Source organism: Aeromicrobium erythreum, assembly GCF_001509405.1.
GTDB lineage: Bacteria > Actinomycetota > Actinomycetes > Propionibacteriales > Nocardioidaceae > Aeromicrobium > Aeromicrobium erythreum.
This window is the reverse complement of record NZ_CP011502.1, coordinates 2,949,953-2,965,559: the sequence shown is the minus strand read 5'-3', so window position 1 is coordinate 2,965,559 and position 15,607 is coordinate 2,949,953. Positions and strand designations below refer to the sequence as shown.

The window sequence follows — 15,607 nt, the reverse complement described above, 5'->3', positions numbered from 1 at the left end:
CGGAGAGCTTTCCGGGTATCCCTGGGATTCCCGTGCCTCGTAACCGGTTCCGGCCCCCGGGTGAGGGGGACCAGCGGTCAGCGCCGGGGAGCGGCGTGCTGGCCCTTCAGGGCGCCGGGGATCTTCTTGGCCGTGTCGATGGTCTTCTGCGGGGCACGGATCTTCTTGATGAGCCGCACGCCGACGAGCACGAGCACGACGGCCAGCAGCACGTAGACGCCGGCGACGATGAGGAAGCACCACGCGGGGTGCAGACCGGTCATGCTCAGGAAGTAGGCGAACGCGATCGAGACGAAGATCAGGACGAGCAGGCCGAGGAAGCCGGCCACGGCGAACAGAGCCGCGCCCACGCCGCCGGCCTTCGCGCTCACCACGAGCTCGCTCTTGGCGAGGGCGACCTCGGCCTGGACGAGGGCGGAGATGTCGCGACTGGCGTCGGCGACCAGCCGGCCGACGGTCGGCTCGTCCTGCTCGGGCAGCATCGGTCGCACGGGCTCGCGGTTCGCTCGCTGACGGTCGCTCATGAGGCCGAGCCTACAAGCGGGAGCCGGTGGTGCGCGCGGCCACCGGGGCCGGCGACGCCGAGGGCGGTCAGGCGCCGAGCAGACGCAGGAGCACGCCGGCCACGGAGGCGCCGGCGATGACGGAGGCGGAGAACACGAGGTCGAGGCGGGTGGTGGTGTCCATGGCTCCAGCGTGTCGGGGCCTGGTGAGAGGACGCTGAACGGAACCTGGCCGTCACCTGTCGGTCCGAGGACACCTGGAGGACACCCCCACGCGACGCCTGCACGCACGACGCCCCGCGACCCGGGGGTCGCGGGGCGTCGGGAGGCCTGCCTCAGTCCTCGTCGGCCTTCGCACCGCTCATGCCGGCGGTGATGAGGTCCACGACGGAGGAGTCGGCCAGCGTCGTCGCGTCGCCGACCTCGCGGTTCTCGGCGACGTCGCGCAGCAGGCGGCGCATGATCTTGCCCGAGCGGGTCTTGGGCAGCTCGGGCACGACCATGACCTGGCGCGGCTTGGCGATCGGGCCGATCTCCTTGCCGACGTGGTTGCGCAGCTCGGCCACGACGTCCTCTCCACCGTCCCCTGCGGACTCGCGCAGGATGACGAACGCGCACACGGCCTGGCCGGTGGTCTCGTCGGCCGCGCCCACGACGGCCGCCTCGGCCACCTTCGGGTGCGAGACGAGCGCCGACTCGATCTCGGTCGTCGACAGTCGGTGGCCCGAGACGTTCATGACGTCGTCGACGCGTCCGAGCAGCCAGATGGCGCCGTCGTCGTCCTTCTTCGCCCCGTCGCCGGCGAAGTAGTAGCCCTGGGCCTTGAACCGCGACCAGTAGGTCTCGACGTAGCGGTCGTCGTCGCCCCAGATGGTGCGCAGCATCGACGGCCACGGCTCGGTGATCACGAGGTAGCCGCCCTCGCCGTTGCCCACGGGAGTGCCGGCGTCGTCGACGACCTCGGCGGTGACGCCCGGGAACGCCGTCATGGCCGATCCGGGCTTGGCGGCGGTGACGCCGGGCAGCGGGGTGATCATGTGGGCGCCGGTCTCGGTCTGCCACCAGGTGTCGACGATCGGGGCGCTGCCGCCGCCGATGTTCTCGCGGTACCAGACGTAGGCCTCGGGGTTGATGGACTCGCCCACCGTGCCCAGCACGCGCAGGCTCGACAGGTCGTGCTCGGCGGGGATCTGCTCGCCCCACTTCATGCACGTGCGGATGGCGGTGGGCGCCGTGTAGAACAGCGAGACTTTCTTGTCGGCGATGATCTCCCACCAGCGACCCTTGTGCGGGGTGTCGGGCGTGCCCTCGTAGAGCACCTGCGTCGCGCCGTTGGCCGTCGGACCGTAGGTGATGTAGGAGTGGCCGGTGATCCAGCCGACGTCGGCCGTGCACCAGTAGACGTCGTCGTCCTTGTGGTCGAAGGTCGCCCAGAACGTGTACGCCGCCTGGGTCAGGTAGCCCGCCGACGTGTGCAGGATGCCCTTCGGCTTGCCGGTGGTGCCGGAGGTGTACATGACGAACAGCGGGTGCTCGCTGTCGAACTCGGTGAACCGGTGGTCGGTCGAGGACTCGTCGACCACCTCGTGCCACCAGACGTCGACGTCGCCGTTCCACGGCACGTCCTCGCCGGTGCGGCGCACCACGAGCACGTTCTCGACGGGCGAGGCGTCGCCGAGCTTCGCCAGGGCCTCGTCGACGGCCGGCTTGAGCGACGACGGCTTGCCGCGGCGGTAGCCGCCGTCGGCGGTGATGACGAGCTTGGCCTCGCAGTCCTCGACCCGGCTGGCGAGCGCGTCGGAGGAGAACCCGCCGAACACGACGGTGTGCACGGCGCCCACACGGGCCGACGCGAGCATGGCGATCACGGCCTCGGGGATCATCGGCATGTAGATGGCGATGCGGTCGCCGGACTCGACGCCGAGCTCCTCGATCGCGTTCGCCGCCTTCGAGACCTCGTCCTTGAGCTCGGCGTAGGTGAGGTCGCGGGTGTCGCCGGGCTCGCCGACGAAGTGGATCGCGACCTTGTCGCCGTGGCCGGCCTCGACGTGGCGGTCGACGCAGTTGTAGGCGACGTTGAGCTTGCCGCCGACGAACCACTGCGCGAACGGCGGGCTGCTCCAGTCGAGCACCTCGTCGAAGTCGGTGCCCCACGTCAGGCGGCGCGCGGCGTCGGCCCAGAAGCCGAGCCGGTCCTGCGCGGCGCGGTCGTAGACGTCGGCGGTGACGTTGGCCTGCGCGGCCAGCTCGGCCGGCGGCTCGAAGACGCGGTCCTCGCGGGACAGGTTGCTGATGCCGTGCTCGCTCACTAGTTCTCCTCGGGTGGGGGATACCTCTGCATCGTTGCGCACGTCACAGGGTCGTTCAACTGGGGTTGCGGGGAGGTTGGTCCCGCGAGGCGCCGGACGCTCGACGGCGGCCGACACCGGCACCGGGAGCGCTGGTGCGTCCCGGGCCGGCGTCGGCCCGCGCCTCAGGGTCGGCGGCTCACTTCTCGGCGCCCGCGCCGGTCAGCGAGCGCACCTGCAGCTCCGCGAAGCGGGCCTCGCTCTCGGTCTCCTTCGACGTGACGGTGCCCAGCCAGCCCATGAGGAAGCCGAAGGGGATCGAGACGATGCCGGGGTTCTGCAGCGGGAACCACGCGAAGTCGACGTCCGTCAACAGGGCGGTCTCCGAGCCCGACACGACGGGGCTGAAGATCACCAGGCCGACGGCCGAGACGAGGCCGCCGTAGATGCTCCACGTGGCGCCGCGCGTGTTGAAGCGCTTCCAGAACAGGTTGTAGAGCAGGGCCGGCAGGTTCGCCGACGCGGCCACCGCGAACGCGAGCGCCACGAGGAACGCGACGTTCAGGCTCTGCCCCGGGATGGCCAGGGCGATGGCGACACCGCCGATGACGAACGCCGCGATGCGGGCCACCTTGACCTCCTGCTCGCCCGTGACGTCGCCCTTCTTGATCACGCTGGCGTAGAGGTCGTGCGCCACCGACGAGGCGGACGTGAGCGTGAGCCCGGCGACCACGGCGAGGATCGTCGCGAACGCCACGGCGGAGATCAGCGCGAGCAGGATCGCACCCCCGGTCGTGCCCGACCCGCCGCCCACGGCCTCGGCCAGCAGCGGGGAGGCCAGGTTGCCGCCCGACTCGACGACGCGCTCCTTGGCGTCTCCCGTGACGAGGGCCGCGGCGCCGAAGCCGAGGATGAGCGTCAGCAGGTAGAACGTGCCGATGATGCCGATGGCCCACAGCACCGACACGCGGGCCTGCTTGGCCGTCGGGACGGTGTAGAAGCGCACGAGGATGTGCGGCAGGCCGGCGGTGCCCAGCACGAGGGCGATGCCGAGCGAGACGAAGTCGATCTTGCTCGTGAGGCTCACGCCGTACTTGAGACCGGGCTCGAGGAAGGCGCTGCCCTGGCCGCTGTTCTCGGCGGCCGTCCCGAGCAGGTCGGAGAGGTTGAAGTCGAACTTCGCCAGGACGAGCGCGGAGATGAGGATCGTGCCGAACATCAGCAGCACGGCCTTGACGATCTGCACCCATGTGGTGCCCTTCATGCCGCCGAAGACGACGTACACGATCATCAGCACGCCGACGCCGGCGATCGTCAGGTTCTTCGCCGCGGCGGAGTCGACGCCGAGCAGCAGGGCCACGAGGGCACCCGCGCCGACCATCTGCGCCAGCAGGTAGAAGATCGAGACCACGATGGTCGACGTCGCGGCGGCGGTGCGCACGGGCGTCTGGCGCATGCGGTAGGCGAGCTGGTCGGCCATCGTGAACCGTCCGGAGTTGCGCAGCAGCTCGGCGATGAGCAGCAGGGCCACCAGCCAGGCCACGAGGAACCCGATCGAGTACAGGAAGCCGTCGTAGCCGGACAGCGCGATCGCGCCGGAGATGCCGAGGAACGACGCCGCCGACATGTAGTCGCCGCCGATGGCGAAGCCGTTCTGGAAGCCGCTGAACGAGCGGCCGCCCGCGTAGTAGTCGGCGGCTGTCTTGGTGTTGCGGCTCGCCCAGAAGGTGATGCCGACGGTCAGGAGCACGACGAGGACGAACAGCGTGCCGGTGAGGGCCTGGTGGTTGCCGGAGTCGGAGGCCGCGAGGAGCGCGTCGGGTCGGTTCATCGTCCGACCTCCCGCTCGAAGTCGTCGAGGAGGTCGGCGGCGATCGGGTCCATCGCCCGCGCGGAGTAGCGCGCGTAGACCCAGGCGATGCCGAAGGTCGTGACGAACTGCAGCAGGCCGAACAGCAGGGCCACGTTGATCGTCCCGAACACCTGGGTGCCCATCAGGCCGGGCGCCCAGTTCGAGCACACGACGTACAGGAGGTACCAGAGCATGAAGCCGACCGTCATCGGGACGACGAACCTCAGGTAGTTGTTGCGGAGCTGTGTGAACTCCTCGGAGTCGTGGATGCGCTCGTAGGCCGCATGGACCTCGGGCGTGAGCTTCTCGGCCACGGGGGACACCTCGCTTCTCGGGACCGGCGCGCACCGGGTGTGACGCGCGTCCCACCGCAGGACGCTAGGAGTGGCGCGCACTGTGCGCCAGGTCACAGCGTTGGTGGTGCGCCCGAGGCGCTGCTGGCTGCGCCGTGCGGCAGCCCGCCCTCGACGAACGGTCGGTGCGGCGCGACGAGCGGCACCGTGGTCAACCGTCAGCGGCGGACGTCGACGTGCTCGGGGGTGTGCAGGCGCACCATCGTCCGCGCCACCGTGGTGGGGACGCGCGAGCGGGTCAGCAGGGAGACGCCCACCATGAGCCCGAAGCCGAGGGGCACGCTCCACAGCGCGGGCTGGCCGACGAGGGTGCCGACCCAGCCGCCGGGACGGTCGGAGATGGCGACCACCGTGGCGAGCAGCGCGGCGAGCCCGCCGCCGGCCATGCCCGCCAGGGCTCCTGGTGCGGTGAGGCCGCGCCACCAGATGCCCAGCACCAGCAACGGGCAGAACGTCGACGCCGCGAGCGCGAACGCGAAGGTCACGGAGCTCGCCACGGGGATCGGCTCGGCGGCGAGCGCCAGGCCCAGCGGGACGAGGACGCAGCCGGCTGCCGCGAGCCGCAGCGAGGAGATGGGGGAGAGGCGCCCCGCGAGCGGACCGGCTGAGAGGCTCTGGCCGACGACGCCCGCGATCGCCATGGTGAGGCCCGACGACGTCGACAGGAAGGCCGCGAACGCGCCGGCGGTGACGAGGGCGGAGAGCACGTCGCCCAGCCCGCCGCCGAGCACCCGCGCCGGCAGCTCGAGCACCACGGTGTCGGCGCGGCCGGCCGCCACCAGGTCGGAGGCGTACACCCGACCGAGGACGCCGTAGACCGTCGGCAGGAGGTAGAACCCGCCGATGAGGCCCAGAACGATGAGCGTCGTGCGGCGTGCGGCGTGGCCGTCGGGGTTGGTGTAGAACCGCACCACCACGTGCGGGAGCCCCATCGTGCCGAGGAAGGTGGCCACGAGCACCGAGTAGGTCGTGTAGAGGCCCTGCGCGTCGGTCGTGCTCCAGGGCGCGAACCACGCGTCGGGCGCCACCGGCGAGGGCGTGCCGTCGAGCGCCCACGCCCGCAGCAGGAAGACGGCGGGCACGAGCAGCGCGGTGAGCTTGAGCCAGTACTGGAACGCCTGCACGAAGGTGATGCTGCGCATGCCGCCGGCGACCACGTTCACGACGACGATGCCGGCCACGAGCACCATGCCGACCCAGCCGGGGCTGCCCGAGACCGTCCGCAGCGTCAGGCCGGCGCCCTGGAACTGCGGCATGAGGTAGAGCCACCCGACCCCGACGACGAGCAGCGTGGCCGCCCGCCGAACCGCTACCGACTGGAGCCGCACCTGGGCGAAGTCGGGGATCGTGTAGGCACCCGAGCGACGCAGGGGTGCCGCGACGAGCACGAGCAGCAGCAGGTAGCCGGCCGTCCACCCGATCGGGTACCAGAGCACGTCGGGTCCGGAGGTGAGCACGAGCCCCGCCACGCCGAGGAACGAGGCGGCTGACAGGTACTCACCGCCGATCGCCGAGCTGTTGAGCGACGGCGACACCGACCGCGAGGCCACGTAGAAGTCGCTGGTCGTGCGGCTCACCCGCAACCCGAAGGCGCCGATGCCGAGCGTGGCGAGCGAGACCAGCGCGACGGCCACGGCGGCGTGCGTCGTGCTCACCGGGGCACGTCCTCGACCGACCCGGGGTCGACCAGGTCGGTGAAGTCGGCCTCCGCGCGCTCGGAGCGTCGGACGTACACCCAGCCCAGCGCGAGCAGCGCCGGGTACACGACGACGCCGAGCAGGAGCCACGGCAGCGGGACCGGTCCGAGGCGGGCGTCGGCGACGTCGGGCACGAGGGCGAAGACGAGCGGCAGGCTCCCGAGGCCGAGCGCGAGGGCGGCGACCACCGCGAGCGCCGACCGCAGCTGGGTGGACACGAGCGAGCGCACGTAGACGTCGCCGACGCCGGTCTCCTCGTCGATCTCCTGCCGGGCGCTGCGTCGCCCGTGCGGCGCGGCGGCCGACGTCAGCGGGCTCGTGACCCGGACGCGACCGCCGGGCCCGTCTACGCGCTCCGGCACGTCACCGGCTCCGCTCGTGGATCAGGTCGCGCAGGGTCGGCGTGTGGCGGCGCGAGACCTGCAGCTCGACGACGCCGTCGCCGTGCGGCACCACCACGCTGCAGCGGCCCGCCTGCATGCGCACCTCGCGCACGTGCGCGAGGTTCACGGCGCTGCTGCGGTGGATCCGCACGAAGCCGACGTCCTCCCAGTCGGAGACGAGGCCGGTGAGCGGCGTGCGGACCAGGTGCCCGGCGCCGTCCGCGGTGTGCAGCCGGACGTAGTCGCCCTGGGCCTCCACGTGGGTCACCGTGGACCGCCGGACGAAGCGGGTGACGCCGCCGAGCTCGACGGCGATCGTCTCGTCCGCCTCCGGAGCGGGGTCGCCCTGGTCGACCGCGCGCCGGATGCTCTCGCGCAGCCGCTCCTCCCGGATGGGCTTGAGCAGGTAGTCGAGGGCGCCCAGCTCGAACGCCTCGAGCGCATGACCCTCGTGCGCGGTGACGAAGACGACGCGCGGCGGGGTGCGGAACTGCCCGACGACGCGGGCGATGTCGATGCCCGAGAGCCCGGGCATGGCGATGTCGAGGAAGAGGAGGTCGACGGCGCCGCCCTCCAGTCGGCGCAGCGCCTCGGCGCCGGAGCGGGCGGTGTGCACCGCACCGACCCGCGGGTCGCGCTCGAGGAGGTAGACGAGCTCGTCGAGCACCGGCTGCTCGTCGTCGACGACGAGGGTCCGCAGCGCGGCAGCGGGCTCGGGCGCGACGTCGTCCATGCGGGGGAGTGTAGGCCCCGTCCCTCCCCGCGTTCTGTGGACCTGACGACGGTCTCGGCGCCGGATTCCGTCACCAGGTCCACGAAACGCGGGGAGGGGAGGGGGACGCGGAGGGAGGGGAAGGGCGGGGGTCAGTCGGGGTCGCCGAGGCCGCGGGCGGCGAGGGCGTCGCCGACGGCGTGCGCGTGGGCGACCGTGCGCACCGCGAAGGGGGTCAAGGTCGCGCGCGGGCTGCGCTCGAGGCCGCGGGCCTTGGCCGCCTCGCGCGTCTGCGTGAACAGCGTCGTCACCACGGGGATCGAGGAGATCGCGAGGGAGAAGGTCAGCGCGACACGCTCGGGGTCGACGCCGAAGGGCCGCAGCACGCGGGCGGCCCGCACGACGGCGTCGAGCAGGTCGTCGGTCGGGGTCGTCGCGGTGAACGTCGTGGCGAGCACGACCAACGTGAGGGTGGTGGCCACGACCTCGACCGCCACCGGCCAGCCCCGCTGCCACGTCTGCAGCGCCGCCACGACCCCCAGCAGCACGAGCAGGGGTCGGACGCCGAGCGCCAGGCTGCGCGCAGGCACGCCGGCGTGCAGCGCGACGCCCAGGGCGGCCGCGAGGGCGAGCAGCGGGAGCCACGGGCCCTGCAGGGCGACGACCCCGACGCCGAGCAGCACGAGGCCCAGCAGCTTGCGACCGGTGGGCAGGCGGTGCCAGACGGTGTCGCCGGGGACCTGCAGGCCGAGCGGCAGGCTCCTCACCGTGCGCGCCTCACGACAGTGCACTCTCGACGTAGTGCGCGACCGCGCGCTCGGGGTCGTCGTCGCACGTCACGCGGCCGTCCTCGACGACCAGCGCCCGGTCGCAGCGCCGCGCCAGGTCGAGGTCGTGCGTGACGAGCAGCAGCTGCTGCTCCATCGACAGCAGGCGCTCCTGCACCGCGCGCGCGTTGCGCAGGTCGAGCAGGGTGGTCGGCTCGTCGGCGACCACGACCGTGGGCTCGCAGGCGAGCACGCCCGCGATCGCCAGCAGCTGCTGCTGGCCGCCGGAGAGGGCGTGCACGGAGGTGTCGGCGCGGTCGGCGAGCCCGATGTCGGCCAGAACCGCCCGGGCGCGAGCCTCCCGCTCGCGCTTGTCCTTCACGTGCCGACGCAGCGACAGGGCGACGTCCTCCAGCACGGTCGGCATGACGAGCTGGGCCGCCGGCTGGGTGAACACGAACCCGACCCGGCGGCGCACCGCGGGGCCGTCGGTCGCGACGTCGAGGCCGTCCACGCGGACCGTGCCCGACGCTGCCGAGACGAGCCCGTTGACCAGCCGGGCGAGCGTCGACTTGCCCGAGCCGTTGGCGCCCACGACGACGACGCGGCGCTCCGTCAGGCGCGCCGTGACGTCGCGCAGGAGCACGACCTCGCCGTCCGCCGTCGGGGCGGTGACGGTGACGTCGTCGAGCTCGATGGTCGCCATGACGCCAGTCTCGCCCACCTGCGGGCGGGGCCGCTCAGCGACGGGCCAGCAGCTGCGGGAACGCGCGGTGCACGGCAGCCGCGACCACGGCGGCGAGCACCAGCTTGACGAGGTCGGCCGGGACGTAGACGGCGGTCGCCTTGACGGTGGGCAGGTAGGGCGTGTCGCTGTAGAGGGCGATGCCGAGGGCGCCGACCAGCCAGCACACGACCTCGCCCACGAGCCCGCCGACCAGCACGACCGCCGTCGTCACGGCGAGTCCCGCGGCGCGGGCGCGCTGCACCGCGAGCCCCACGACGAGGGCGACGAGGGGGAAGGAGACGAGGTATCCGGCCGTCGGTCCGGCGAACGGTGCGAGGCCGCCCACCGGTCCGGCGAAGACGGGCACCCCAACCGCCCCGACGGCGAGGTAGAGGGCGACGGCGAGGAAGCCGCGCACGGGTCCGAGCACGGCGCCGGCGAGGAAGACGCCGAAGAGCTGCAGCGTGACGGGCACCCCGTTGACGCCGAAGGGCAGCGCCGCGACGACGGAGCACACCGCGACGAGCGCGGCGAAGACGGCGACGAGGGCGAGGTCGGTGGTGGTGAGGCTGCGGCGGCGCGCGGTCGTGGTGCTGCTCATGGCGGGACGGTCCTTCGTTCCTGAACGACGTTCAGGTGAACGTCGTTCGGTAGTGTGGCACACCGGTCGACCGAGCGGGAGGGGCAACCACGTGGCGAACAGCCTGGACGACGTCGTGTCCGGCGCGCTGCGGGTGCTCGACGCCTACGGCCTGGAGTACTGCACGATGCGCCGCGTGGCCGGCGAGCTCGGCGTGCAGCCCAGCGCGCTGTACCACCACGTCGCCGACAAGCAGACCCTGCTCGGCCTCATGGCCGACCGCGTCGTGGCGCCGGTCGAGGTCGACGCCGACCTCGCGGCGACGTCGCAGCGGCTGCGCACCGCCATGCTCGCCGTCCGCGACGGCGCCGAGGTCGTGGCCACGACGGCCGCGTTCCGGCTCGGGCAGTTCGCGCTCGAGACCGCGCTGGCCGACCACAGCGACCGCGACGTGGCCCGCACGCTGCTGCTCTACGTCGTCGGGCACACGCAGGCCACCCAGCTGCACCGCCAGGCCGCCGCCGTCGGGATCGTCGAGGCCGACCCCGACCTCGACGCCTCCTTCGAGCGCGGCCTCGCGATCATCCTGCGCTGAGCGCGCGGCACCTCCGGGGGAGGAGCGACGTCACCAGGAGCGGTGCAGCGGGCGTCCCTCGTCGTACCCGGCGGTGCTCTGCAGGCCGACGACGGCCCGCTCGGCGAACTCGGCCAGGCTGCGGGCGCCGGCGTAGGTGAAGCTCGAGCGCACCCCGGCGGTGATGCCGTCGACGAGGTCCTCCACGCCGGGACGCTCCGGGTCGAGGTACATGCGCGACGTCGAGATGCCCTCCTCGAACAGCGCCATGCGCGCCTTCTCGAAGCCGGCGGCGTCGCGGGTGCGGTTCGCGACGGCGCGCGAGCTGGCCATGCCGAAGGACTCCTTGTAGGCGCGTCCGTCGGCGTCGTGGCGCAGGTCGCCCGGGCTCTCGTGCGTGCCCGCGAACCAGGAGCCGATCATGACGCTCGCGGCGCCGGCCGCCAGCGCGAGCGCGACGTCGCGCGGGTAGCGCACACCGCCGTCGGCCCACACGTGGGCGCCGACCTCGGTCGCGGCCGCGGCGCACTCGAGCACGGCCGAGAGCTGCGGGCGTCCGACGCCGGTCATCATCCGGGTGGTGCACATGGCGCCCGGGCCGACGCCGACCTTGAGGATGTCGGCACCGGCCGCCGCCAGGTCGCGCACGCCGTCGGCCGAGACGACGTTGCCGGCCGCGATCGGGATGCGTCGTCCGGTGGCGGCCTCGTGCGCGTCGCGGGCGGCCCGGACGAGGGGCAGGGCGTCGAGCATCTTCTGCTGGTGGCCGTGCGCGGTGTCGACGACGAGCACGTCGACGCCCGTCGCGAGCAGCGCGTCGGTCTTGGCGCGCACGTCGCCGTTGATGCCGACGGCCGCGCCGACGACGAGACGTCCGTCCGGGTCGACGGCCGGCGTGTAGATGGTGGAGCGCAGCGCGCCCTTGCGCGTGACGACGCCGACGAGCTCGCCGCCGTCGAGCACGGGTGCCAGCGAGAGGTGGTTGCCGGCGAGCACGTCGAAGTACTCGCGCGCCTCGAGCCCGGCCTCGACCGTGCGGACGTCGGTCGACATGATCTCGTGCACCTGCGCGAACCGGTCGACCTCGGCGCCGTCGCGCTCGGTGACCACGCCGAGCGGCTTGCCGTCCTCGACCACGACCACCGCGCCGTGCGAGCGCTTCGGCAGCAGGCTCAGCGCCTCGCCGACGGTGGTGCTCGGCGGGACCGTGACCGGCGTGTCGTACAGCGTGTGGGCGGCCTTGACCCGCGCGACGGTCGACGCGACGACGTCGGCGGGGATGTCCTGCGGGATGATCGCGATGCCGCCGCGGCGCGCGATCGTCTCGGCCATGCGCCGCCCGGACACGGCGGTCATGTTCGCCACGACGAGCGGGACGGTCGTGCCGGTGCCGTCGCTCGTCGAGAGGTCGACGTCGAAGCGCGAGGTGACCGCCGAGTGCCGCGGCACCATGAACACGTCGTTGTACGTCAGGTCGTGCGTCGGCTGCAGGCCGTTCAGGAACTCCACTCCCCGAAGTGTACGGCCGGGCTCGCGGGCGGTTCGCCGCTCAGGTCCAGTCGACGTCCGACCGCACCACGCGAGCCGGGGAGCCGGCGACCATCGACCGCGGCTCCTCGACCGAACGGGTGACGACGGCACCGCCCGCGACGATGCAGCCGTCGGCGATGGTCACGCCCTTGAAGATCATCGCGCGGCTGCCGACCCACACGTGGTCGCCGATCGTGATCGGGGCGGAGGAGGGGCCGTCGGGCACGTGGCCGCCGCTGCCGTGACGGTGGAAGTCGTCGTCGACGATCTGCACGCCCCAGCCGATCGCGCAGTCGGCCCCGATGCTCACGCCCTGGGTGGAGACGACCGTGCAGTCGGGGGAGACGTAGGTGCGCGGCCCGACCGTGACGACCGCGTCGGGTCCGACGTCCCAGCGGTTGCCCGCGGCGATCGCGGCGTTGCCCTCGAACGTCAGGCGGCCGCGCAGTCGCAGGACCGACCTCTCCCGACCGTGCAGGAAGCCGTAGAAGCCGGCACCCAGGAACACGCGGGAGCCGCGCCGGACGGTGAGCCGCGAGGCGCCGACGATGCGGAAGCGACCTCCGACGACGACGGGGGTGCGGTGACGCAGCGTCGCGCGCAGCGTGCGGACCAGGGACGCGCGGAAGGGGCCGACGAGCAGGCCGAGGACGGTGGAGCGGATGGCGGACGTCCTTCCGGTGGCCCGGGCGGGCGGGGGTCTGGCCCGCCCACCCTAGGACATCGGCGTGGAGGGCGGAGGTGGATCCGCCGACGGCGCCGCACCGTCGTATCCTCGGGCGCGACCCCAGGATCGGAGCAGCGATGGCGAGCACGGCCCCCGTCCGCATTCACGGTCCGCTGCCCCCGCCCGTGACCGGCGCGGCACGGGTCACGGACCTGATGGCCGCAGAGCTGCGCTCCCGCGGCGCCCGGCTGGAGCTGAACGACTCCAACGACGCGGTCGGCCCGCTGCGTCGCGTCGGTCGGCTGGTGCGGGGCCTGCTGCGCCTCTGCGTGGCGCGGCGTGGGTCGGTCTACGTCGGCGGCGCCGGCGGGGAGCTGCTGCACTACCAGGCCCTGGTGGTGGGGCTGGCCCGTCGGCGAGGGTTGCGCGTCGTCTTCCACCACCACAACTCCAGCTACCTGGACACGCCGGTGCCGGCGATGCAGAGGCTGGTGCGCTGGGGTGGCTCGTCGGTGCGTCACGTCGTGCTCGGCGACGTCATGGCCGACCGGCTGCGCCGCACCTACCCGCTCGCGCAGGACGTCGTGGTCTGCTCCAACGCCGCGCTCCTCGCCCCGGTCGACCGGTCGCCGCACCCGCCGCACGGCAGGGTCGTGCTCGGCCACCTGAGCAACCTCACGCTCGAGAAGGGGCTGCAGGACGTCGTCGACGCGGCGGTCCGCGCGCGCGACGCGGGGCTCGACTGCACCCTCGTCCTCGCCGGTCCGTGCGCGGACGAGGCGGCCGCTGCGGTGGTCGCGACCGCACGGGAGAGCCTCGGCGACGCCCTCGTGGTCACGGGACCCCTCGACCACGAGGGCGTCGAGCGCTTCTACGCCGACGTCGACCTGTTCGTGTTCCCCAGCCGCTACCGCAACGAGGCCGAGCCGCTCGTCGTGCTCGACGCGATGCGCCACGGCGTGCCGTCGGTGGCTGTCGACGTCGGCTGCCTCGCCGAGCTCGTCCCGGCGCCGCTCCTGGTCCCGCTCGACGGCGACGTCGGGGCCGTGGTGCTGGACGTGCTGCGGCAGGGGCTGCCCGACGGTGCCGACGCCCAGCAGCGGTTCACCGCCAGGCGGGAGCGTGCCCTCGAGGCGCGCACCGCCGTCGTGGAGCACCTGCTCGGCGGTTCCTGAGGGTCCTGCGGGGCCCGTTCAGCCGGCGAGCGCACGGTGGCGCCGCTGGAGCTCCTCGTGCAGGTTCACGGCCCAGCCCCGCGAGCTCGTGCGCATCCCGAGGCCGACGCTCACGGCCGACATCTGCCCGAGCCGCTCCGGGTCGAGCGAGGCCACCTGCAGCATCCGCTCCGCCAGGGCCTCCGCGTCGCCCCCGGGCACGGTCCAGCCGTTCTGCCCGTCCTGCACGAACGGCGGCGCCGCCCCCACGAAGTAGGTGGTGATGATCGGCAGCCCGCTGAGCGCGCCCTCGTGCAGCGTGACCCCGTACGGCTCCTCCCGCGACGGCACGACCAGGCACGACGAGGCACGCATGCGCTCGGCCACCTCGGCGGGCTGCTGGAAGCCCAGCATGGTGACGCCCTCGAGCCCGTCGAACGCGCCGGCGAGGGGTCCGATGCCGGCGACGTCGAGGTCCCACGGGTCCGTCGAGCGACTGCGGTAGAGGCGGTACGCCTCCGCGAGCACGTCGGCGCCCTTGTGGTGCACCAGGCGCAGGGCGGCCAGGAAGCGTCGACGTCCGGCGACCTCCTCGCCCGCGCGGGCGGGCGAGCCGAAGACGGTGGTGTCCGCGCTGAGCGACCCGCGGATCACGTCGCCCTCGCCGAAGCCGAGCCGGCGGGCGAAGAACTCGGTGCGGTCGCTGGGCACCATCACGCAGTCGAAGAGGGAGCGCACCCACCACGGCGCGACCGCGCGCCCGAGCCACTGCTTGGGGATGTTGCGCCAGACGTTGTCCATCCAGAGCACCCGCAGCGTGCCGGGCGGCAGGGCCTTGACCGCCTCGCGGTAGGGGCCGTAGTGCCAGGAGTGCATGAGCACGGCGTCGGGGGCGAAGGCGCGCACCACGTCGCGCACCTCCCCGTCGGCCGGGGCCTCGTGCCACAGGTGGACCTGGGCGTACTCGCGGAAGCGGTGCGACGTGTACGCGGTGTCCGACGTCTCGCTCTCGGTGACCACCAGCAGCTCGACCCCGCGGGCGGCGAGCTCGCGGCAGGCGGCGTCGTTGAAGCCGGCCCAGCCGGTCGCGAGGATGGCGACGCGCATCGACGTCAGCGCACGGCCTCGACGGCCATCTGCGCGCCACCCTCGGCGGCGCGCAGGTCGAGGCCGGCGAGGTGCGGCACGGGGCTCTCGTTCAGCTCGCGCCGGTGCACCTCGGTGAAGCCCGCGCGGCGCAGCTCGGCCTCGAGCGTCTCGAAGTCGTAGACGTAGCCGAGGTGGTGCTCGAAGGAGGCGATCGGGATCTGCACCCAGTCGACCGGGTGCTCGACCACGAGGCCGCAGTCCTCGTAGACCTTCGCCTCGGGGTCGCCCTTCGGGGCCGTGCCGGTCAGGTACCGCTCGACGTGCGCGCGCAGGTCGGGCGTCACGAACCGGATCACGCCACCGGGCTGCAGGCACCGGTACGCCTCGGCGAAGAGGGTGCGGGCCGGGTGGAGCGGGATGTGCTCGATGACGTTGTCGGAGTAGATCGCCTCGACCTCGCCGTCGCCGAGCGGCCAGGGTTCCGTCGCGTCCATGTACAGGCGGGTGGTGGGGCCGACGTTGGTCACGACCCAGCCCGCGCGCGGTGCGTTGCCGCCCAGCTCGAGTCGCAGGGGCCGCGGCGCGGCCGCCAGCTCCTTGAGGGCGCGACGGCGTGCGACGGGGGTGTTGGCGGCGAGGACCGCGGGTCGGATCGCGGCCTTCAGACGACGGTTCACGTCACGCCTCTCGGGGCTGGGGCTCGGGGAGGAGGAGCGGGGAAGGGCTGGTCA

At 73.1% G+C, this 15,607-nt stretch carries 16 protein-coding genes; 2 read left to right on the top strand and 14 right to left on the bottom strand.

Annotated elements, in window-relative coordinates; genetic code table 11:
• Positions 1–77: 77 nt before the first annotated feature.
• The 10 genes from Aeryth_RS14140 to Aeryth_RS14095 all read right to left on the bottom strand — a co-directional run bounded on the left by Aeryth_RS14140 (position 78) and on the right by Aeryth_RS14095 (position 9,883).
• Positions 78–524, bottom strand: a complete 447-nt coding sequence (locus Aeryth_RS14140; RefSeq protein ID WP_236749746.1) for a phage holin family protein — start codon at positions 522–524, stop codon at positions 78–80.
• Between the two features lie 314 nt (positions 525–838).
• Positions 839–2,812 carry an acetate--CoA ligase gene (acs, locus tag Aeryth_RS14135; RefSeq protein WP_067860062.1) on the bottom strand — a complete coding sequence of 658 codons (1,974 nt, stop codon included), beginning with the start codon at positions 2,810–2,812 and terminating at the stop codon, positions 839–841.
• 178 nt (positions 2,813–2,990) lie between these two features.
• On the bottom strand, positions 2,991–4,622 hold the full coding sequence (locus Aeryth_RS14130) for a solute symporter family protein (protein ID WP_067860060.1): 1,632 nt from the start codon (positions 4,620–4,622) through the stop codon (positions 2,991–2,993).
• Entirely contained in the window at positions 4,619–4,957 is a 339-nt protein-coding gene (locus Aeryth_RS14125) for a DUF485 domain-containing protein (protein WP_067860058.1), read from the bottom strand. Before Aeryth_RS14125 ends, Aeryth_RS14130 begins: the two co-directional genes overlap by 4 nt.
• A 197-nt stretch (positions 4,958–5,154) precedes the next feature.
• The gene (locus tag Aeryth_RS14120) at positions 5,155–6,651 is read right to left on the bottom strand and encodes a sodium/solute symporter (RefSeq protein WP_067860055.1); all 1,497 of its coding nucleotides are present in this window, start codon (positions 6,649–6,651) and stop codon (positions 5,155–5,157) included.
• Positions 6,648–7,055 carry a hypothetical protein gene (locus Aeryth_RS14115; protein WP_067860051.1) on the bottom strand — a complete coding sequence of 136 codons (408 nt, stop codon included), beginning with the start codon at positions 7,053–7,055 and terminating at the stop codon, positions 6,648–6,650. Before Aeryth_RS14115 ends, Aeryth_RS14120 begins: the two co-directional genes overlap by 4 nt.
• A 1-nt stretch (position 7,056) precedes the next feature.
• A complete protein-coding gene (locus tag Aeryth_RS14110) occupies positions 7,057–7,809 on the bottom strand; it encodes a LytR/AlgR family response regulator transcription factor (RefSeq protein ID WP_067860048.1) in 753 nt (250 codons plus the stop codon).
• A 131-nt stretch (positions 7,810–7,940) separates the two neighbouring features.
• Positions 7,941–8,555: a CbiQ family ECF transporter T component gene (locus tag Aeryth_RS14105; protein ID WP_144433800.1), complete on the bottom strand. Its 615-nt coding sequence runs from the start codon at positions 8,553–8,555 to the stop codon at positions 7,941–7,943.
• 10 nt (positions 8,556–8,565) lie between these two features.
• Positions 8,566–9,261 carry an energy-coupling factor ABC transporter ATP-binding protein gene (locus tag Aeryth_RS14100; RefSeq protein WP_067860042.1) on the bottom strand — a complete coding sequence of 232 codons (696 nt, stop codon included), beginning with the start codon at positions 9,259–9,261 and terminating at the stop codon, positions 8,566–8,568.
• Positions 9,262–9,295: 34 nt separating this feature from the next.
• Positions 9,296–9,883: a biotin transporter BioY gene (locus tag Aeryth_RS14095; protein ID WP_067860039.1), complete on the bottom strand. Its 588-nt coding sequence runs from the start codon at positions 9,881–9,883 to the stop codon at positions 9,296–9,298.
• A 91-nt stretch (positions 9,884–9,974) separates the two neighbouring features.
• On the opposite strand from Aeryth_RS14095, the gene Aeryth_RS14090 reads away from it, so the two are divergent.
• Complete coding sequence (locus tag Aeryth_RS14090; RefSeq protein ID WP_067860036.1) at positions 9,975–10,457, top strand: TetR family transcriptional regulator; 483 nt, start codon at positions 9,975–9,977, stop codon at positions 10,455–10,457.
• A 30-nt stretch (positions 10,458–10,487) separates the two neighbouring features.
• On the opposite strand, the gene Aeryth_RS14085 is transcribed toward Aeryth_RS14090, so the two are convergent.
• Entirely contained in the window at positions 10,488–11,945 is a 1,458-nt protein-coding gene (locus tag Aeryth_RS14085) for a GuaB1 family IMP dehydrogenase-related protein (RefSeq protein WP_067860033.1), read from the bottom strand.
• A gap of 40 nt (positions 11,946–11,985) precedes the next feature.
• Complete coding sequence (locus Aeryth_RS14080) at positions 11,986–12,474, bottom strand: acyltransferase (protein WP_067860030.1); 489 nt, start codon at positions 12,472–12,474, stop codon at positions 11,986–11,988.
• 296 nt (positions 12,475–12,770) lie between these two features.
• Between Aeryth_RS14080 and Aeryth_RS14075 the strand changes: the two genes are divergently transcribed.
• Positions 12,771–13,808: a glycosyltransferase family 4 protein gene (locus tag Aeryth_RS14075; protein WP_067860027.1), complete on the top strand. Its 1,038-nt coding sequence runs from the start codon at positions 12,771–12,773 to the stop codon at positions 13,806–13,808.
• An 18-nt stretch (positions 13,809–13,826) separates the two neighbouring features.
• Here Aeryth_RS14075 and Aeryth_RS14070 read toward each other — a convergent pair whose 3' ends face one another.
• Complete coding sequence (locus tag Aeryth_RS14070; RefSeq protein ID WP_067860024.1) at positions 13,827–14,894, bottom strand: glycosyltransferase family 4 protein; 1,068 nt, start codon at positions 14,892–14,894, stop codon at positions 13,827–13,829.
• A 5-nt stretch (positions 14,895–14,899) separates the two neighbouring features.
• A complete protein-coding gene (locus Aeryth_RS14065) occupies positions 14,900–15,553 on the bottom strand; it encodes a class I SAM-dependent methyltransferase (protein WP_067860021.1) in 654 nt (217 codons plus the stop codon).
• Positions 15,554–15,607 lie beyond the last annotated feature (54 nt).

Coding starts and splice junctions, on each gene's coding strand:
- Aeryth_RS14140 (WP_236749746.1), bottom strand. CDS start 524: ATGAGCGACCGTCAGCGAGCGAACCGCGAGCCCGTGCGACCGATGCTG.
- Aeryth_RS14130 (WP_067860060.1), bottom strand. CDS start 4,622: ATGAACCGACCCGACGCGCTCCTCGCGGCCTCCGACTCCGGCAACCAC.
- Aeryth_RS14110 (WP_067860048.1), bottom strand. CDS start 7,809: ATGGACGACGTCGCGCCCGAGCCCGCTGCCGCGCTGCGGACCCTCGTC.
- Aeryth_RS14100 (WP_067860042.1), bottom strand. CDS start 9,261: ATGGCGACCATCGAGCTCGACGACGTCACCGTCACCGCCCCGACGGCG.
- Aeryth_RS14095 (WP_067860039.1), bottom strand. CDS start 9,883: ATGAGCAGCACCACGACCGCGCGCCGCCGCAGCCTCACCACCACCGAC.
- Aeryth_RS14075 (WP_067860027.1), top strand. CDS start 12,771: ATGGCGAGCACGGCCCCCGTCCGCATTCACGGTCCGCTGCCCCCGCCC.
- Aeryth_RS14070 (WP_067860024.1), bottom strand. CDS start 14,894: ATGCGCGTCGCCATCCTCGCGACCGGCTGGGCCGGCTTCAACGACGCC.